This window comes from Gryllotalpicola reticulitermitis, from assembly GCF_042651345.1.
GTDB lineage: Bacteria > Actinomycetota > Actinomycetes > Actinomycetales > Microbacteriaceae > Gryllotalpicola > Gryllotalpicola reticulitermitis.
Genome location: NZ_JBHSCN010000005.1, coordinates 62,212 through 80,387, shown reverse-complemented (window position 1 = coordinate 80,387; position 18,176 = coordinate 62,212). Strand labels below are relative to the sequence as shown.

The window sequence follows — 18,176 nt, the reverse complement described above, 5'->3', positions numbered from 1 at the left end:
CTGACTCAGCCCTTCGCAGATGCGCTGTTGGCAGCCTGGACGATGGCCTTCGCGTCGCCCTTGCCGGCCAGCATGTTGACGACGGCGGTGTTGAGCGCGTTACCCGCGTTCTGGCCGTACTCGGTGTCGAGGAACTGGATCGTGTAGGCGGCCTTGTTGAAGGCCTGCAGCGCCGACACGTTGTAGGACGCGGTGACGACGGACTGCGCGTCCTTGTTCACGGGGATCGAGTCGAACGCGGTGGCGTACGCCTCCTGCTGGGGCGCGGTGAGGAGGAACTCGACGAAGTCGGTCGCCTGCTTCGGCGCGTTCTTCGAGACCGAGTAGCCGTCGATGCCACCCATCATCGCGGTGGGGTCGCCCTTGCCGCCGTTGACCGACGGGAACGGGAACCAGCCGAGGTCGGGCAGCGGCTTCTGGTCAGGGGTGAGCGAAGCGATCACACCCGGGTCCCAGGCACCCTGCAGCTCCATGGCCGCCTTGTGGTTGGCGAGCAGGCCCGCGGACGAGCCGGCGCCCTGCTGCGAGGCGGTGGTGAGGAAGCCCGACTGGAACGGCGTGCTCTTGAGGAACGACGACAGGTCGTTGCCCGCCTTGGTCCAGCAGGGGTCGTTGAACGCCTTGTCGGAGCCCTTGGTGACCGACTTCGCAGTCGCGTTCATCGTGTCCTGGCTGCACTCGCGAAGCGCGAAGTTGTAGTACCAGTGCGCGGCAGGCCATGCGTCCTTCGCGCCGACCGCGATCGGGGCGACGTTGATGGCCTTGAGCTTGGCGACGTCGGCCTCGAGCTCGGCGATGGTCGTCGGCGTCGTGGTGATGCCGGCCTGCTTGAACAGGTCCTTGCTGTAGTAGATGCCCTCGGGCTGGAAGTCGACGGGAACGGCGTAGACCTTGCCGTCGATCGACTCGCCTGCAAGCGCCGCAGCGCCGGCGTTGGCCGTGGCGGTCGACGAGAGGTTGAGCGCCTGGATCTGGCCGGCGTCGACCATGGCCTGCATCTTGCCGCCGCCGCGCTGCAGGAAGATGTCGGGCGCGGAGTTCGAGTTCAGCGCGGTCTGCAGCTTGCCGTCGAGGTCCTCGTTCTGGATCGCCTGGATCTTGACCGTGACGTTCGGGTTCGCCTTGTGGTAGGCCGCGGCGGCGTTCTCGAAGAACTGCTGACCGGGACCCGTCGTCGAGTTCTCCCAAACGGTCAGGGTGACCTTGCCGTTGGAGGACGAACCACTGTTGCTACCGCCGCTTCCGCCGGCGCAGCCCGTGGCGACCAGGGCGATGCCCAGGCCGACCGCGGCGATCGCCGCGGTGCGTGCTTTCCTCATCATCGTGGAAACTCCTTGATTTGTCTTCGTTGACGCTGTGTGTCAGTACGCGGATATGTTGCGACCGCGGCTAAAAGCATCCGGCATCGAGAGGCCCGATGTCAAACGTTGTCGATAACGTTTTATATACCTTGTTTGCTGGGAGTGCCCCGGGCACGGTGCAGCCCTCGGAGCCTGGGCTACTGTTGCTGTCTGTGAGCGCGGATGCTGGGGTTGCCCCGTTATTGGGGCGGGTGACGATCACTGACGTCGCGAAAGCCGCCGGGGTCTCGGTCGCCACGGTCTCGAAGGTCGTGAACGGGCGCTACGGGGTCGCGCCGGCCACCTACGAGCGGGTCATGAGCGTCGTCACCGAGCTCGGCTACGAGACATCGCTGGTCGCCAGCAGCCTGCGCAGGCGGCGCACCAACGTCATCGGCGTGCTCGTCACCGACTTCGAGCCCTACTCGGCCGAACTGCTCAAGGGCGTCGGCGCAGCGGCGCACGGCACCGGCTACGAGCTGCTGGCCTACGCCGGCTGGACGACCGAGGGCCCCGCCGTCGGGTGGGAGAAGCGCTCGCTGTCGCGCCTCGCCGGCACGCTCATCGACGGCGCCATTCTCGTCACGCCGACGGTGCTCATGCCCGACACCTCGGTGCCGGTCGTCGCGATCGATCCGCACACCGGCCGAGGCGGGCCGTCCACCATCGACGCCGACAACATCGGCGGCGCGCGAGCCGCCACCGACTACCTGGTCTCCATCGGGCACCGCCGCATCGCGCACCTGCTCGGCCGCGTCGACCTCGAATCCTCGCACCTGCGCGAGGCGGGCTATCGAGCCTCGCTCGAGGCCGCCGGCATCGGCTTCGATCCCGGCCTCGTGCGCGAGGGCGACTACCGCAGGTCGACCGGCCACGACAGCACGCTCGTGCTGCTGACCGGACCCGAGCCGCCGACGGCCATCTTCGCCGCCAACGACCTCTCGGCGCTCGGCGCGCTCGACGCAGCCCACGAGCTGGGCGTCGACGTGCCCGGGCAGCTCTCCGTGGTCGGCTTCGACGACATTCCCGATGCCAGCAGCGTCTCTCCGCGGCTCACCACCGTCGCGCAGCCGCTGCACGAGATGGGCGCGCAGGCACTCCAGATGCTGGTCGGGCAGCTCAACGGCGACGACAGCGGGCGCCTCCACCACCACCTGCGTTCCACTCTGGTGGTGCGCGAGACCACGGCTCCCCCGGCTCGATGATGCAGTTCGCAAGCCCCCGCGCCGACCAGCCGACCCACCGCATCGGCGAGGCCGTCGTCACGGTGACGGATGCCTCGGGCGCGCCCCTCGCCGACACCGAGGTGAGCGTGCGGCAGACCCGGCACGCCTTCACCTTCGGGAACATCGGCTTCGACTTCATCGAGGCGGCGAACGGCGAGCCGCGCGACGGTGACGAGGCACTCGCCGAGTCGTACGTCGAGCTCTTCAACACGGCGACGCTGCCGTTCTACTGGGGCCGCTTCGAGCCGGAGCGCGGAAAGCCCGACACGGCGCGGCTGCGGCGCACCGCCGAGTGGCTCCGCGACCGAGGGGTCGCCCTGAAGGGGCATCCGCTCGTCTGGCACACCAGTCAGCCCGCGTGGCTGCTCGGCCTGCCGCTCGCCGAGGTCGAGCGGCTGCAGCGCGAGCGCATCCGTCGCGACGTCGCCGGCTTCGCCGACCTCATCGACACGTGGGACGCGATCAACGAGGTCGTGATCATGCCGAACTTCGACAACGGCGACAACGCGATCACACCGCTGGCCCGCGCGAAGGGCCGCATCGCGATGATCCGCTTGGCGTTCGAAGAGGCTCGTGCCGCCAACCCGAGCGTGACACTGCTCCTCAACGACTTCGATCTGTCGAGCGCGTACGAGTGCCTGATCGAAGGGGTGCTGGAGGCAGGCATCCGTCTCGACGCGATCGGCCTGCAGACGCACATGCACCAGGGCTATTGGGGCGAGGAGGCGATGCTCGCGATGGTCGAGCGCTTCGCGCGCTACGGCCTGCCGCTGCACCTCACCGAGTCCTCGCTCGTCTCGGGGCACCTCATGCCGCCCGAGATCGAGGATCTGAACGACTACCGGATCCCGTCGTGGCCGTCGACCGAGGAGGGCGAGGCGCGCCAGGCCGACGAGATCGCGCGTCACTATCGCTCACTGGTCGGGCACCCGAGCGTCGAGGCGATCACGTACTGGGGGATCACGGATGCCGGCGCATGGCTCGGGGCACCGATCGGATTGGTGCGTGCCGACGGCTCGCGCAAGCCCTCGTGGCACGCGCTGCACGACCTCATCAAGGGCGAGTGGTGGCTGCCGCCCACCACCGTCAGAACGGATGCCGACGGCCGCTTCGGGGTACGCGGCTTCGCGGGCGACTACAGCGTCACCGTCGGTGGAAGTTCGCCGGAATCCGCGATATGTTTATCGCAACAACAAAATCAAACTGTCCACCTCACCATGGAAGTTGAAGGGCAATCCCAATGACTCTGACCCCTACCCGCGAGGACAAGTTCTCCTTCGGCCTGTGGACCGTCAACTACAACGGCACTGACCCGTTCGGCGGCCCCACGCGCAACCACATCGAGATCGAGCACGTCGTCGAGAAGCTCTCCGAGCTCGGCGCCTACGGCCTCACGTTCCACGACGACGACCTGTTCCCGTTCGGCTCGAGCGACGCCGAGCGCGACTCGTACATCGAGCGCCTCAAGAAGGTGCTCGCCGACACCGGCCTGATCGTGCCGATGGTCACCACCAACACCTTCTCGGCTCCCGTCTTCAAGGACGGCGGCGTCACGTCGAACGACCGCCAGGTGCGCCGTTTCACGATCCGCAAGATCCTGCGTCAGCTCGAGCTCGGTGTCGAGCTCGGTGCGAAGACCTTCGTCATGTGGGGCGGCCGCGAGGGCGCCGAGTACGACTCGGCCAAGAACATCCAGGCCGCGCTCGCCCGCTACAAGGAGGCCGTCGACTTCCTCGGCGACTACGTCCTCTCGCAGGGCTGGGACATCAGGTTCGCGATCGAGCCGAAGCCGAACGAGCCCCGCGGCGACATCCTGCTGCCGACGCTCGGCCACGCGATCGCGTTCATCGACTCGCTCGAGCACCCCGAGCTCGTCGGCCTCAACCCCGAGGTCGGCCACGAGACCATGGCGGGCCTCAACTTCACCTCGGGCGTCGCCCAGGCCCTGTACCACGGCAAGCTCTTCCACATCGACCTGAACGGGCAGCGCTCGATCAAGTACGACCAGGACCTCGCCTTCGGCCACGGCGACCTGCACAACGCCTTCGCGCTCGTCGACCTGCTCGAGCACGGCGGCGCCAACGGGGGCCCCGCGTACACCGGCCCGCGTCACTTCGACTACAAGCCGAGCCGCACCGAGGACGAGACCGGCGTGTGGGACTCGGCCAAGGCCAACATGGAGACCTACCTGCTCCTCAAGGAGCGTGCCGACGCGTTCCGCGCCGACCCCGAGGTCCAGGCCGCGCTCGAGGCCGCCAAGGTCTTCGAGCTCGAGCAGAACACGCTGAACGACGGCGAGACCATCGAGGCGCTCAAGGCCGACCGCAGCGCGTTCGAGGACTTCGACACCGACGCCTACCTCAACGGCAAGGGCTTCGGCTTCGTCCGCCTGCAGCAGCTGGCCACCGAGCACCTGCTCGGCGCCCGCGGCTGATTCGCAACATCGCTCGAGGGGGCGGGGCTACCGGCCCCGCCCCCTCGTTCGCGTATCCCCATCACGAACCACTGAGCTAGGAGCCACATGACTCTGGTCGCCGGCGTCGACTCGTCGACGCAATCCTGCAAGGTCGTCGTCCGCGACCTCGAGACCGGTGCGCTGGTGCGCAGCGGCCGCGCCGCCCACCCCGACGGGACCGAGGTCGACCCCGCCGCCTGGTGGAGCGCCCTCACCGAGGCCATCGAGGCCGCCGGCGGTCTCGACGACGTCGCCGCCGTGTCGATCGCGGGGCAGCAGCACGGCATGGTCGTGCTCGACGCCGAGGGCCGAGTCATCCGCCCCGCCCTGCTCTGGAACGACACCCGCTCCGCCGCCGCGGCCGCCGCCCTCACTGCCGAGGTCGGCGCCGACGCGTATGCCGAGCGCGCGGGACTCGTGCCCGTCGCGTCGTTCACCGCGACGAAGCTGCGTTGGCTCGCCGACAACGAGCCCGAGAACGCCGCGAAGGTCGCCGCCGTCGCGCTGCCGCACGACTGGCTGACGTGGCGCCTGCTCGGGTACGGACCCGAGGGCGAGTCGCCGCTCGGCCCGGTTCTCGACGCGCTCGTGACGGATCGATCGGATGCCTCGGGCACCGCCTACTGGTCCCCCTTCACCGGCGACTACGACCTCGACCTGCTCGAGCGGGCGCTCGGCCGCCGTGACGTCGTGCTGCCGCGCGTGCTCGGTCCCGGCGAGCCTGCCGGGAAGACGCCCGCCGGCGTGCTCGTCGGCCCCGGCGCCGGCGACAACGCGGGCGCGGCCCTCGGCCTCGGCGCAGCCGCCGGCGACGTCGTCGTCTCGCTCGGCACGAGCGGCACGGTCTTCGCCGTCGCAGAGAAGCCGAGTGCCGACGCCAGTGGAACCGTCGCGGGCTTTGCTGACGCTTCCGGGAACTTCCTGCCGATCGTCGTGACTCTGAACGCCGCGCGCGTGCTCGTCTCGACGTCGAAACTGCTCGGCGTCGACTTCGACGAGCTGGCGCGGCTCGCGCTCGAGGCCGAGCCGGGCAGCGCCGGCGTCGTGCTCGTGCCGTACTTCGAGGGCGAGCGCACCCCGAACCTGCCCGAGGCGAAGGCGAGTCTGCACGGACTGTCGATCGCGTCGACGACCCGCGAGAACATCGCGCGGGCATCGATCGAGGGCATGCTGTCGGGGCTCGGCGCCGGACTCGACGCGGTGCGCGGCGTCGGCGTCGAGGTCGGCCGCGTGCTGCTGATCGGCGGCGCGGCGCAGAACCCGGCCGTCCAGGCGGTCGCCGCGCAGGTGTTCGACGCGCCGGTCGTCGTGCCCGAGCCCGGCGAGTACGTCGCCGACGGGGGCGCGGTGCAGGCCGCGTGGGCGCTGTCCGGCTCGCGGCCCTCGTGGGCGGTGTCGATGTCGGCGGCTCCGGCGCGCGATTTCCGGCCCGAGATCGCGCAGCAGTACCACCGCTACGCGGACACGCTGCTCCCGTAGCGCGGGCGGCCTCGGGCCGGCCTGAGTCTCGACTCAAGTGCGTCGTACGGCCTCAGTTGCGCCGTGCGGCCGTCCGTGGGGCGCAGCTGAGACCGTACGGCGCACCTCGGCTCAGGCCAGCGTGGCGGCACGGGCCAGGGCGGCGCCCGCCGCGCGCGCCCAGCGGGCCGGCTCGGCCAGCGCCGCGGTCGTGGAGCCCGCGAGCTCAGTGAGCGAGGCTGACGCAGAGAAGGCCGCGACGGATGCCTGGATCGCGCCGGCCACGAGAGCGACCGGCACTCCGGCCGCACGGGCGAGCGCGGCGACGTGGCTCGGCGCCTTGCCCGCCTCGGACTGGCCGTCGAAGCGCCCCTCCCCCGTGATCACGAGGTCGGCACGGGCGATCGCGCCCGCGAGGCCCAGCGCTTCTGCGACCGCGGGGGCACCGGGCGACAGCGTTGCGCCCCACGCGAGCAGGCCGAACGCGGTGCCGCCGGCCGCGCCCACGCCCGGTGTGGCGGCGAGTCGGGCTCCGTCGGGCATGACGCCCGCGAGCTGCGCGAGGTTCGCGTCGAGCGCACGCACGGCCGCATCGGATGCCGCGCCCTTCTGCGGCCCGAACACCGCCGCCGCGCCGCGCTCGCCCAGCAGTGGATTGTTCACATCAGTGAGCACGATCGCGCCGGCCGGCGGCAGCGGGACCGCACCGTCGAATGAGACCCTCGCGACCCGGGCCGCCCCGAGGTTGCCGTACGCGACGGGCGTGCCCGACGCATCCGTCAACCGTGCCCCCATCGCCGTCAGCGCGCCGACGCCCCCGTCGGTCGACGCACTGCCACCGACCGCGACCAGCAGGCGCGAGACCCCGAGTGTCACGGCTGCCGAGATCGCCTGGCCGAGTCCGAAGGTGTGCGCATCGAACGGCCGCAGGCCCGACCGCATGAGCGTGATGCCGCTCGTCGCCGCGAGCTCGACGACGCCGGTGCCGCCGGGCAGCCCGGGCGTCGGCGGCAGCCGCAGCCAGTGGGTGAGCACGGGCTGGTCGTCGGGGCCGACCACCATCACGGGTTCGCGGCGCGCCGTGGGCACGGCCGCCTCGAACGCGTCGAGCGTGCCCTCGCCGCCGTCGGCCATCGGAGCCAGCACGAACTCGTCGCCGGGCCGTTCGGCGAGCCATCCGTCGCGGATCGCCTCAGCCACCTCGCGAGCGCTCAAGGTGCCTTTGAAGGAATCAGGAGCGACGACGACACGCATGCTTGCATCCTGCCACCCGACCCGGGCGGCACGACATCACCGGCGGGTCTACTTGAACACGCTGCGCAGCCACGCCGCGATGCCCTCGATGACGAGCACCACCACGATCAGGAACGCCACGAGCACGGTCACCTCGCCATGCTGGTTGAGCTGTGGCGACGCGATCGTGAGGTAGTAGCCGATGCCGCCCGCGCCGACGACGCCGAGCAGAACCGCTGAGCGGATGTTCGTGTCCACGAGGTAGAGCGAGTTGCCGATCAGCGACGGCAGGCCCTGTGGCAGCGTCGCCGAGACGTACCTCTGACTGCGCGTGGCGCCCGCGGCGCTCAGGGCGGTCTCCGGCCCGTTCGGCACCTCTTCGAACGAGTCGGCGATCAGCTTGCCGAGCAGACCGACACCGCCGATCGTGAGCGCGATGAAACCGGGCACCGGCCCGAGCCCCACGATGACGATCAGGAACAGCGCCACGATGAGCTCGGGGATGCCGCGCAGCAGCGTCAGGATCACGCGGAAGATGTTGCGCACGACCCCGTTCGGTGCGACGTTGCGGGCGGCGAACGACCCGATCACGAGGGAGAACACGATCGCGACGAGTGCCGCGGCGAAGGCGAGCTCAAGCGTCACCACCACGCTGTTGAGGTACGCCGTGGCGCCGGCCTGACCGAACGACGGCGGCCAGAAGCTCGTGATGCCGGGCAGAACGTACTTCCACATGATCTGGCCGGGGTTGACCTGTGACCACCAGTACGACAGGCCGACGAACACGAGCGCGGCGACGACCCAGGCGGTGTCGCGGACCCGTTCGCGCGTCCACGGTCGCCGCATGGCGGCCTCGATGGACGCCGCTGAGCTCTGCGCCCCGGTCGGGCGACTCGGGGATGCCTGGGGCACGGGCCGGTTCCGCGTGGCGGCGCGCACGATCCGCTCGCCGATGCCCTTGCCGGTGGGCTGAATGCCGAGGAGGTTGCGACGCACCGTCGAGGAGATGATCTCGAGCACGATGCACATCACGAAGATGACCAGCGCGATGCCGAGACCGCGCCCGTAGTTGAACTGGTTGAACGCGAGCGACATGGCGTAGCCGAGGCCGCCAACGCCGGCGTAGCCGAGGATCGCGGACCCGCGAATGTTGATGTCGAAGCGGTGCAGGGTCGTCGCGACCCACGACGGAACGACCTGGGGGAAGACGCCGGCCCAGAACTCCTGAGCCTTAGACCCGCCCGCCGCGCGGATCGCGAGCCGCGGGCCCTCGTCGATCTGCTCGATCGCGTCGGCGAACAGTTTCGAGATCATGCCGATCGAGTGGATGCCGATGGCGATGACCCCCGGCAACGTGGAACCGAGCGCGAACATGAGCGAGACCGAGAACGCGATCACGACATCCGGCACAGCCCGCGTCAGAACGCCGATCGCCCGGCCGAGCCAGTGCAGCCACGGCGACGGAGTGGTGTTCGCCGCCGCGATGTACGCCACGGGAATCGAGATGAGGGCGGCGATGATCGTGCCGAGCACGACGACGCCGATGGTCAGACCGGCCAGGTAGATCAGATTCGGAACCGACGGGAAGCTGAGCGTGTTGTTGGTCGTGCCGAAGAACGCCCGCACGCTCTTCGCGGCCGACGTCAGGTAGCCGAAGTCGAACCCCATCCGGCTGAGCGAGTAGGCGCCGAACACGAGCATCGCGAGCAGCACGACGCCGCCGGCGATCTTCTGCACCGGAACAGGGCGGCTGGGGATCTCGAGGTCGCCGCGAGCGGGGCCCTCCGGAGCGGAGCCGCGCGGCGACTGCTTCGCGGCCTTCGCCGCCTTCCCTGGCTTTCCCGCCTTCGCCGGGGTGACAGTCGCCGTCATCGCTGGCCGCCGTCGGCTCCGGCGGACGCGCCGTCGCGCCGCGCGCCCGTCAACTCGGCGATGCCGAGTTCGGCTTCGATGGCCGTGAGCTCCGTGGTCGTCGTCGCCACGCGCCCATAGATCTCCATGACCTGCTCCTTCGAGAGGCCCAACGCCGGCGTGTTCAGCACCACCTCGCCGTGACGCAACCCCACGATCCGGTCGCCCCAGCCCAGAGCCAGGTCGACCTGGTGCAGCGAACAGACCACCGTCAACCCGTCATCCGCTGCGATCTCGCGGATCAGCCGCATGACCTGATCGCTCGACTCCGGGTCCAAGGACGCCACCGGCTCATCGGCCAGCAGGATCTCCGGCGCCTGCATCAACGCCCGGGCGATCGCCACACGCTGCTGCTGACCGCCCGACAGCTGATCGGCGCGCTGATACGCCTTCTCGAGCAGCCCGACGCGATCCAGGTGCACCAGCGCCTGCTGCCGGAACGATCGCGGATAGGCCCACAACCCGAGCCGCGGCCCCCGCAATTGTGCCAGGGCCCCGGTCAGCACGTTCTCGAGCACCGTCAGTGACGGCACCAGCTCGAACTGCTGGAAGATCATCGCCACCCGTCCCCGCAGTCGGCGAAGCTCCGTGGCCTTGAGCTTCGGAACCTGTACCTCCAGCACCTCCACGGTCCCCTCCGTCGGCCGCTCCAGACCGTCGATGTGCCGCAGCAACGTCGACTTCCCCGACCCCGACAGCCCGAGCAGCACAACGACCTCCCCCCGGCTCACCGTCAGATCGACGTCACGCAGAGCGACAGTCGAACCGAAGTGTTTCGTGACACCGGACACCCGGATGGCCGGGGAGGTCGTTGTGGTGCTCATAGGACAGCTACCTGACTTCTAGAGGGGATTCCAGATCGGGGATGGGGAACGTCAGCCGCAGACGGCCGACGCCGCCTTCGAGATGCTCGGGTCCTTGCACCCGTCGGCGATCTGCTTGTAGAACGACGAGTTCTCCGCCTTCTGGCCGAGGAAGTCCTCAGACGCCGGGACGGCGATGCCGGCCGCCTTCACCTGGTCAGGGGTGAGATTGGCGAGGAGCTTCGTGAGCTTGGTCTTGAGCGCCGCGGGCAGCGTGCTCGAGATGGTCACCGGCGCGCCCGGGACGAGCTGCACGCCGAGGCCGTCGCCGGTGGTCTTGGCGTCCTTGACGGTCACGACGCCCGAGTTCTTGACGCCGTAGGCCTCGTCGTCGGCGAAGCCGACATCGCACTGACCGTTCGCGACGGACTGCACCGACTTCGGGTGGCTGCCGGCGAAGTACGCGGTGAAGTCCTTGAAGGTCGGGTTGCCCGAAGCATCCGTACCCGTCGGAGTGACGTCGATGCCGGCCGCCTTGAGCGCCAGCAGCGGGAAGAAGAAGCCCGAGGTCGACGTCGGGTCGACGAAGCAGATCTTCTTGCCCTTGAACTGCGAGACCGTCTGGTACTTCGACGCATTCTTCGTCGCGACGATCGCGCCCGAGTAGTAGCCCGGCGTGGTCTGGCCCGGCTCGCTGTACTGGGCGGCGATCATGTCGATCTTGGCGCCCTTGGCGACGGCCGTCGTGTAGCTCGCAGCGCCCCAACCGGCGGCGATGTCGACCTTGCCCGCGAGGACTGCGGCGATCAGCGACGTGTACGAGGTGGTCGGGAGGTACTTGGTCTTGAGGCCCGTCTCCTTCGCGATGTACTGCTCCATCGCGCCGTTCGGGTCAGAGCCGTCCTCGGACGGCAGCGAGCTGAAGACGAGGGTGTTGGAATCCTGAGCGAACGTGCCCTTGGCGCTCGAGGCTGAGGTAGCGCTGTCGGACGTGGTGGAGCAGCCGGCCAGGACCGCCACGAGCGCAACGCTCGCGGCTGCCACAGCCAGGGTCTTCGTGCGGATGCGGAAATGCATCGGTACGCGCCTTTCGGTGGGTGATTGCGTCGTCCCGGCTGGGGAATGCCGGGCTCATCGGACGCAGACCACCCTTCGCACCGAAGGTGAACTGGGGCGGAACCGTGGGTGCCATTGTCGGCACCTGTCCATAAAGATTGGAGTGTTCGACCGGAATAGTCTTCCGATCTGGAATTATCTTCCGCTCACTTCACCCCGGCGCGCCCCGCGATTCCCTTGACGAACGATGCCTGACCGGCGTGCTGCCAGTCGTCGCCCACGACCGACACGAGGCGAGCGCCGAGGGTGACGGGCGGGTCCCACGACGTGTCGACGACCCGATCGAGGTCCTCACCCGACAGCGTCTCGAGATACGCGACCGTCGCGCCATGCACGGCATCGTGATAGCCGAGCAGATCCTCGGGCGAGGCGGTGACCGACGCGACGTCGCTCGAGCTGTGGCCGTAGCCGGTCGAACTGCGCGGCAGCGGCAACGCGAAGCGGTCGGCCCACTCGGTGAGCCAGAGCTGCTGCGTACCCGCGACGTCCGTCACCTGCGAGTCCTCCCCGCGGGTCAGGTGCCAGACGAGCCATGCGATGGTGTTGGCGTCCGGGTCGACGCGGTAGCTGAGCAGTTCGCTGCTCGCTCCTTCTACAACCCGGTGAACGATGCCGTTGATGCGGCCGAAGGCGTCGATGAGAAGCTCACGTTGCTCCATGCCTTGACCGTACCCCCAGGGGGTGAACTTCACGCGCGGCGTGCAGCGCCGTGCAGCGCGATGCCGTGCAGCGCAGTATCGCTGAGCGGATGCCTCAGGCGAGCGTCTTCTCGAAGAAGTCGTTCACCTTCTGCCAGGCATCCGTCGCCGCCGCCTCGACGTAGGCGTGCGTGTTCGTGTCGTTGAAGAACGCGTGCCCGGCCCCCGGGTAGACAGTGGCCTCGAAGTCGACGTTCGCCTCAGACATCCGCTGCTCGACCTCGGGCAGTCCGTCGATCAAGCGGGCGTCGGTCTCGCCGTAGAACGCGCGCACCGGGCAGTCGAAGCCCTGGAAGTCGGTGCCCTGCGGGGGCGCGCCATAGAACGGGGCCGCGGCCTGGATGCGGTCGTCGGCGGCGGCGAGCGCGAACGAGTAGGTTCCGCCGAAGCAGAAGCCGGTGACGGCGAGGTGGCCGCTCACGCCGGGCTGCACGGCCAGCCAGTCGACCACCTGCTTGAGAGCGCTGATCGCCCACGACGCGTACTCCGGCTGCTGGACGGGCGCCATCCTCTCGCGCATGAGCGGCTGGAGGCGGGTGCGCTCCTCTTCGTCGGCGCTCTCCCGCAGGCGCTGCAGTTCCTCGCCGACCTCGGGGGTGACGCCGCCGTGGCTCAGGATGTCGGGGGCCACGACGATGTAGCCCTGCGCGGCGAAGCGGTCGGCGATGTCTTTGATGTGGTCGACGAGTCCCCAGATCTCGTGGATCACGATGAGGCCGCCCTTGACCTCGCCCTGAGGGCGCGTCACGTAGCCGGTGAAGCCGTCGAACTCGATCGTGTTGCCCTTGAGCATGCGCCTGCTTTCCCCTCGTTGAAAGGCATCGAGCCACGCCGCCGGACGCCCACTACGCCACGATACTCGTCGAGAACTCGCCGAAATTCTTCGTGCGCCCGCTTTCAGGGCGAGCGCATAACCCGCCATGCAGGTCACCTGGGCCGCCGGACGCGCGAAGCGCCGAGGTCCAGGGCCCGAGCGTCGCTGCTCTCGATAGCTCGACTCGGACCCTGGTGGCCGATCGCGGTCCGAAACACGGTCGGCCCTCTCACGGGTGGCGGGGCCAGCACCGGCCCGCATCACTCGTCTCGCCTCCGCGACTACGAGGGCGAGCGTCTGGTACTGGTTACTTCACGGTCGCGAGCGATGCCGCGATCTTGGTCTGGACAGTCGTGGGAAGTGGCGCGGCGCCCGCATTCTGTGCGCCGACCTGCTGACCCGTCTTGCTGCCGATGAAGCCGACGTAGGCCTCGGTGAGCTTGGCCTGCGTCGAGTCCTTGAAGTTCTGGCACAGCACGTCGTAGGACAACAGCGGAATCGGGTAGGCCGACGCGTTTGTGATCTTCGTCGTGTCGATGTCGAAGGTCAGGTCGTTGGTACCCTGCGGCGACAGCACGCCCGACTCAGCGAACGACTCAGTCGCACGAGCGGCCGAGTAGGACACGAACTGCCCGGTGGCGCCGATCTCAACCTGGGCCGCGGCGGCCTTGCCGATAGAGCTCTGGTCGGCGTAGCCGATGGTGCCGCTACCCGCCTCGACCGTGTTCACGACACCCGACCCGCCCTGCTGGCCTGAACCAACGCTGTTCGGCCACGCCGTGTTCGCCGCAGAGGTCCACACCGACGGAGCCATCTGGTGCAGATAGGTGGTGAAGTTGTTCGTCGTTCCCGAGGCGTCAGACCTGTGCACGACTGAGATCGCCGTCGCCGGCAGCGTGGTTCCCGAGTTCAGCTTGGCGATCGCGGGGTCATTCCACTTCGTGATCTTGCCGGAGAAGATCCCGGCGATCGTGTTCGCGTCGAGCTTCAGCGAGGAGACGCCCTGGAGCTTGTAGATGATGTCGACGCCGGACAGGTAGACGGGGATGTCCAGGCCCTTCGACCCGGCGGCGCAACCATTGGCCGCCGAATACTGCTGGGCGTTCATCGCAGCGTCGGTGCCCGCGAAGTCGTAGCTGCCGGAGAGCCAGTTGGTGACACCGCCGCCCGAGCCCTGCGACTTGTCGTAGTTGACCTTCACTCCGGTCGCCTGCGCGGTGAACGCCGCAGTCCAGGCCTGCTGCACGTTGGCCTGAGCGGACGACCCGCCGGCCGTGATCGTGCCGGACAGCGAGCTGAGGTCGACAGCGCTCGCCGAGGGAGAAGAGGAACTCGTCGACCCGCCGCTGCTCGAGTTGCTCGAGCAGCCGGCCAGGGCGGCGACGGCTGCGAGCGCGACGGCTCCGACAGCGATGGTGGATTTGAGCTTCACTGTGATCCTTTCGGGTACGGACACACGTCATCGGGGTGATCGAGCCCGAGGAAATCGGGCACTGAGGACGACTCGGTGACGCGGCGGGCCGGTGCAGGCCCACGCCCGAAAGTAAGTGGACGCTTTGACCGGGGGTGATTAAGAAGGTAAACAGCAGGTGAATCCGCCCGGCATGGTCACGCGGATGAACGCGCCGCGGCCGGCGCGCGAACAGTCGTCACACCTCCGGATGCCGTGCCGCGGCGCTGAGAATCGCCGAGACCACGCCGTCACGCTCGGCGCCAGGGCGGTAGACGGCTCGCAGCTCGCGCGGGAACCGCAGCCCGCGCACGCGCACGCGCACGAGACGCCCTGCAGCCACGTCATCGCGCACGTTGATCACGCTGAGCACGGCCGCGCCGACGCCGTCTGCCACTGCGCTGCGCACCGCGGAGTTCGTCGGAAGCTCTACCAGCGGCTCCGCCGCCGTGAGACCGGCTCGGGAGAGGACCTCTTCCACGGCAAGACGCGCCCCCGAGCCGCGCTCGCGCACGAGCGACGGGGTGCGGGCGAATTCGGTCGGCCCGATCTCCCGCAACCGCGCCCACCGATGCCGCGGCGCGACGACGACCACCAGCTCGTCCCGGGCGACGGTGAGCGCCGTCAGCCCGGACGGCGGTGCCGGGGATTCGATGAAGCCGATTCGCGCCTCACCGGCGCGCACGAGCTCAACCACCCGGTCGCTGTTGACGGACGTGACGCTCAGCTGGCCGATGATGTCCGCCCGTTCCCGCAGAGAGAGCAGCCATCGCGGCAGGAAGAACTCAGAGATCGTCATGCTCGAGGCGATCGTGAACGGTTCGGCCCCGCCGCGAATTGCCTCGGCCGCTACGACGAACCGGTCGGCGGCCTCCGTCACCTGCGCGGCCCACATGGCGACCGTCGACCCCTCGGTCGTCAAAGAGGACCCGCGGCGCCCGCGCGCGAGCAGCGGCAGCTCAAGCGCTTCCTCGAGCATCCGCACGCGCGCCGATGCGCCCTGCTGCGTCATGCCGAGCTGCGCCCCGGCCGCGGTGATCGAGCCGGTGCGGGCGATCGCCGTCAGCAGCTGAAGGGTGACCAGATCTGCGCTTCGTGCCACAAGGTCAGCTTGGGTCTGCATCCCTGTAGCCTAATCCCAGCGGAGTCACATGGGGCCCGCGAGAGGAACCGTGTCGATGATCAAGCGTGTCGCCTTCGCTCTGGCGGGGCTCGTGCTCCTGGCCGTCGTCTTCGGCGGCGGGATCAGCCTCGTGGTGATCGTGGCGCAGACGGCATGGGGGTGGCTGTTCCTGGTCGTTCCGGCGCTGGTCATTGCGGCCGTCATCCTCACGCGAGTGGGAGTCCGGCTGCTCACTCGGGGGCTCGACGGCTGAGCAACGACGCCTGCGGCGACTTTCGCCCGGGCGCATGGGCGGATGGAGGGGAACATGCGCGTGCTGAGGCGGATGACGGTGCTCGTGGTCTTCGTGGCGACGAGTGCCGTCGCAGGGGTCCTGGTCGCGGCGCTGGTGGCGCCGTTCGCCGCGATCGCCGCGGAGGGATCAGACGGGGCGATGAAGACGTATTTCGCGTTGCCGAACTATCTCCAGATCGACACGCCGCAACAGGTGAGCACGCTGTACGCGACGAAAGCAGGCCGGGCGGTCCCGATCGCGTCGTTCTATGCCGAGGACCGCGTGGACGTGACCGCCGGCCAGATGTCGTCGTGGGTGAAGGCCGCCGCCGTCGACACGGAAGACCCTCGGTTCTACTCCGAAGGCGGGGTCGACGTCATCGGCACGCTCCGCGGCGCGCTGGCCACCGCGCTCGGGCACGGCGACGACGTCCAGGGCGGGTCCTCCATCACGCAGCAGTACGTGAAGAACGTCCTCGTACAGCAGTGCGAGAGCCCCTCCAGCACGAGTCAGCTCAGGGCCTGCTACCAGAAGGCCGCCGGTGTGACGCCCGCACGCAAGCTGCAGGAGATCCGATACGCCTCAGCGCTCAGCAAGACCTACACCAAGTCGCAGATCCTCACCGGGTACCTCAACATCGTCGGCCTCGGCGGCACCACGTATGGCGTGCAGGCCGGTGCCGAGTACTACTTCGATACTGACGCCGCACACCTGACGCTGCCGGAGGCTGCGACCCTGGTGGCGATCTTGAACAACCCGTCGAACCTGCGCATCGACGAACCGAAGAATTCCGCCAATGGGGCGGCCAACGGCTATCAACTGACCCTGCGTCGCCGGAACTACGTCCTGCAGCGAATGTATCTGCATCACTCGATCACCCTTGCCGAGCGCAACGGCGCCGAGAAGGCGCCGATTTCGCCAAGAGTCACGCCACTGACCTCGGGGTGCGCAGCCGCCGCGACGTATGACGCCGCGTACTACTGCTCGTACGTGCGAGACGAACTCGAGAACGACCCCGCCTTCGGCAAGACCAGCGCGGACCGGATCACGGCACTCGACACAGAGGGCCTGAAGATCTACACGCCACTGCGCCTCGGACTGCAGTCGAGCGCACAAGCGGCGCTGAGCGGCTACGTACCGGCCACCGAACCCGGCGTGGACCTGGGCGGCACCAACATCACCGTGCAACCCGGCACCGGTCGCATCATCACGATGGTGCAGAACACCGGCTACAGCAACAGCGGGAGCGCAGGACAGACCTCCGTCAACTACAACACCGACAAACAGTTCGGCGGCTCCACCGGATTCCAGACCGGATCCACCTTCAAGGCCTTCACCCTCGCCGCATGGTTGGAGGCGGGCCACACTCTCGAACAGGCCGTTTCGACCGCGCAGCACCAGTTCCCGTTCTCGGACTTCACGAACAGTTGCGAGGACATCGGCGGCGGGGAATGGCAGATCAGCAACGCCGATCCGGCCGCTCCGGAGCTCACCGTGCTGCAAGCCACCGCGCAGTCCGTCAACACCGCCTTCGCGCAGATGGGCACCCAGCTCGACCTGTGCAGCATCTACGACGCGGCCAAGGCCATGGGCGTCCACCTCGCCGACCCGTCGGGCACGTTCCAGGAGTTCCCGTCGATGATCCTCGGCGTGAACGCGATCTCCCCGCTGACCATGGCCGGGGCCTACGCCGGATTCGCCGACAACGGCACCGTTTGCACGCCGGTGGCGGTCAGCAAGATCGTCAACGCCAAAGGCAAGTCCGTCTCCTTCACCCCGTCGAAGTGCACCCAGGCGATCCCGGCGAACATCGCCGCCGGGGTGCAGTACGCGCTGAGAGGCGTGCTCGAACCTGGCGGCACCGGCGCCACCGCGAACCCGTACGACGGCATTCCGCACTTCGCGAAGACCGGCACCACCGACTACGACGAACAGAACTGGCTCATCGCCTCGACGACGAACTACACGAACGCCACCTGGGTCGGCAATGTCAAGGGACAGGTCGACCTGACCAATTGGCCGATGCTCGGCGGCACCACCGGGTACGACGCTAAATTCGCGATCGGCAAGGCACTCCTTCCGGCCCTCGACGCGAAGCTCGGCGGCAGCGCCCTTCCCGACCCGGAGCCGGCGTTGGTCGGAACCGCGCCTTCGCCGGCCCATGCGTCGAACCCGACGACGGCCTCGCCGTCCTCCCCCGCGCCGAAAAGCTCAACGACGCCTGCGCCGACCCCCACGTCGACCCCCACGTCGACAGCGACGCACTGATCGCCCA

15 protein-coding genes are annotated in these 18,176 nt (G+C 68.8%); 6 read left to right on the top strand and 9 right to left on the bottom strand.

What is annotated here, in order from left to right:
- Positions 1 to 5 precede the first annotated feature (5 nt).
- A complete protein-coding gene (locus tag ACFOYW_RS07545; protein WP_390229576.1) occupies positions 6 to 1,319 on the bottom strand; it encodes an ABC transporter substrate-binding protein in 1,314 nt (437 codons plus the stop codon).
- Between the two features lie 233 nt (positions 1,320 to 1,552).
- On the opposite strand from ACFOYW_RS07545, the gene ACFOYW_RS07540 reads away from it, so the two are divergent.
- The 4 genes from ACFOYW_RS07540 (at position 1,553) to xylB (ending at position 6,500) form a co-directional block, all read left to right on the top strand.
- Positions 1,553 to 2,545, top strand: a complete 993-nt coding sequence (locus ACFOYW_RS07540) for a LacI family DNA-binding transcriptional regulator (RefSeq protein ID WP_390228234.1) — start codon at positions 1,553 to 1,555, stop codon at positions 2,543 to 2,545.
- Complete coding sequence (locus ACFOYW_RS07535; protein ID WP_390228233.1) at positions 2,542 to 3,810, top strand: endo-1,4-beta-xylanase; 1,269 nt, start codon at positions 2,542 to 2,544, stop codon at positions 3,808 to 3,810. The genes ACFOYW_RS07540 and ACFOYW_RS07535 overlap by 4 nt, the downstream gene beginning before the upstream one ends.
- A complete protein-coding gene (gene xylA, locus ACFOYW_RS07530) occupies positions 3,807 to 5,000 on the top strand; it encodes a xylose isomerase (protein ID WP_390228232.1) in 1,194 nt (397 codons plus the stop codon). The genes ACFOYW_RS07535 and xylA overlap by 4 nt, the downstream gene beginning before the upstream one ends.
- 87 nt (positions 5,001 to 5,087) lie before the next feature.
- Positions 5,088 to 6,500, top strand: coding sequence for a xylulokinase (xylB, locus tag ACFOYW_RS07525; protein ID WP_390228231.1), 1,413 nt, complete (start codon positions 5,088 to 5,090; stop codon positions 6,498 to 6,500).
- A gap of 111 nt (positions 6,501 to 6,611) precedes the next feature.
- Here xylB and ACFOYW_RS07520 read toward each other — a convergent pair whose 3' ends face one another.
- From ACFOYW_RS07520 to ACFOYW_RS07485, 8 genes are all read right to left on the bottom strand, one after another.
- Complete coding sequence (locus tag ACFOYW_RS07520; RefSeq protein ID WP_390228230.1) at positions 6,612 to 7,733, bottom strand: glycerate kinase; 1,122 nt, start codon at positions 7,731 to 7,733, stop codon at positions 6,612 to 6,614.
- Positions 7,734 to 7,781: 48 nt separating this feature from the next.
- Complete coding sequence (locus ACFOYW_RS07515) at positions 7,782 to 9,584, bottom strand: PhnE/PtxC family ABC transporter permease (RefSeq protein ID WP_390228229.1); 1,803 nt, start codon at positions 9,582 to 9,584, stop codon at positions 7,782 to 7,784.
- Positions 9,581 to 10,447: a phosphonate ABC transporter ATP-binding protein gene (gene phnC, locus ACFOYW_RS07510; protein WP_390228227.1), complete on the bottom strand. Its 867-nt coding sequence runs from the start codon at positions 10,445 to 10,447 to the stop codon at positions 9,581 to 9,583. The genes ACFOYW_RS07515 and phnC overlap by 4 nt, the downstream gene beginning before the upstream one ends.
- A gap of 51 nt (positions 10,448 to 10,498) precedes the next feature.
- Complete coding sequence (gene phnD / locus ACFOYW_RS07505; protein ID WP_390228226.1) at positions 10,499 to 11,503, bottom strand: phosphate/phosphite/phosphonate ABC transporter substrate-binding protein; 1,005 nt, start codon at positions 11,501 to 11,503, stop codon at positions 10,499 to 10,501.
- Between the two features lie 185 nt (positions 11,504 to 11,688).
- A complete protein-coding gene (locus ACFOYW_RS07500; protein WP_390228225.1) occupies positions 11,689 to 12,201 on the bottom strand; it encodes a mycothiol transferase in 513 nt (170 codons plus the stop codon).
- Positions 12,202 to 12,295: 94 nt separating this feature from the next.
- Complete coding sequence (locus ACFOYW_RS07495; protein ID WP_390228223.1) at positions 12,296 to 13,033, bottom strand: dienelactone hydrolase family protein; 738 nt, start codon at positions 13,031 to 13,033, stop codon at positions 12,296 to 12,298.
- Positions 13,034 to 13,361: 328 nt separating this feature from the next.
- Positions 13,362 to 14,486, bottom strand: coding sequence for a phosphate ABC transporter substrate-binding protein PstS (locus tag ACFOYW_RS07490; protein WP_390228222.1), 1,125 nt, complete (start codon positions 14,484 to 14,486; stop codon positions 13,362 to 13,364).
- 217 nt (positions 14,487 to 14,703) lie between these two features.
- On the bottom strand, positions 14,704 to 15,627 hold the full coding sequence (locus ACFOYW_RS07485; protein ID WP_390228221.1) for a LysR family transcriptional regulator: 924 nt from the start codon (positions 15,625 to 15,627) through the stop codon (positions 14,704 to 14,706).
- 55 nt (positions 15,628 to 15,682) lie between these two features.
- On the opposite strand from ACFOYW_RS07485, the gene ACFOYW_RS07480 reads away from it, so the two are divergent.
- Positions 15,683 to 15,880, top strand: a complete 198-nt coding sequence (locus ACFOYW_RS07480; RefSeq protein WP_390228220.1) for a hypothetical protein — start codon at positions 15,683 to 15,685, stop codon at positions 15,878 to 15,880.
- A gap of 54 nt (positions 15,881 to 15,934) precedes the next feature.
- On the top strand, positions 15,935 to 18,169 hold the full coding sequence (locus tag ACFOYW_RS07475; RefSeq protein WP_390228219.1) for a transglycosylase domain-containing protein: 2,235 nt from the start codon (positions 15,935 to 15,937) through the stop codon (positions 18,167 to 18,169).
- Positions 18,170 to 18,176 lie beyond the last annotated feature (7 nt).

What these genes read in the sequence shown, in the direction of transcription:
- ACFOYW_RS07535 (WP_390228233.1), top strand. Translation starts at nt 2,542, where the DNA reads ATGATGCAGTTCGCAAGCCCCCGCGCCGACCAGCCGACCCACCGCATC.
- ACFOYW_RS07495 (WP_390228223.1), bottom strand. Translation starts at nt 13,033, where the DNA reads ATGCTCAAGGGCAACACGATCGAGTTCGACGGCTTCACCGGCTACGTG.
- ACFOYW_RS07515 (WP_390228229.1), bottom strand. Translation starts at nt 9,584, where the DNA reads ATGACGGCGACTGTCACCCCGGCGAAGGCGGGAAAGCCAGGGAAGGCG.
- ACFOYW_RS07475 (WP_390228219.1), top strand. Translation starts at nt 15,935, where the DNA reads ATGCGCGTGCTGAGGCGGATGACGGTGCTCGTGGTCTTCGTGGCGACG.
- ACFOYW_RS07485 (WP_390228221.1), bottom strand. Translation starts at nt 15,627, where the DNA reads ATGCAGACCCAAGCTGACCTTGTGGCACGAAGCGCAGATCTGGTCACC.
- ACFOYW_RS07500 (WP_390228225.1), bottom strand. Translation starts at nt 12,201, where the DNA reads ATGGAGCAACGTGAGCTTCTCATCGACGCCTTCGGCCGCATCAACGGC.
- phnC (WP_390228227.1), bottom strand. Translation starts at nt 10,447, where the DNA reads ATGAGCACCACAACGACCTCCCCGGCCATCCGGGTGTCCGGTGTCACG.
- ACFOYW_RS07520 (WP_390228230.1), bottom strand. Translation starts at nt 7,733, where the DNA reads ATGCGTGTCGTCGTCGCTCCTGATTCCTTCAAAGGCACCTTGAGCGCT.
- ACFOYW_RS07545 (WP_390229576.1), bottom strand. Translation starts at nt 1,319, where the DNA reads ATGAGGAAAGCACGCACCGCGGCGATCGCCGCGGTCGGCCTGGGCATC.
- xylB (WP_390228231.1), top strand. Translation starts at nt 5,088, where the DNA reads ATGACTCTGGTCGCCGGCGTCGACTCGTCGACGCAATCCTGCAAGGTC.
- xylA (WP_390228232.1), top strand. Translation starts at nt 3,807, where the DNA reads ATGACTCTGACCCCTACCCGCGAGGACAAGTTCTCCTTCGGCCTGTGG.
- ACFOYW_RS07480 (WP_390228220.1), top strand. Translation starts at nt 15,683, where the DNA reads ATGATCAAGCGTGTCGCCTTCGCTCTGGCGGGGCTCGTGCTCCTGGCC.
- phnD (WP_390228226.1), bottom strand. Translation starts at nt 11,503, where the DNA reads ATGCATTTCCGCATCCGCACGAAGACCCTGGCTGTGGCAGCCGCGAGC.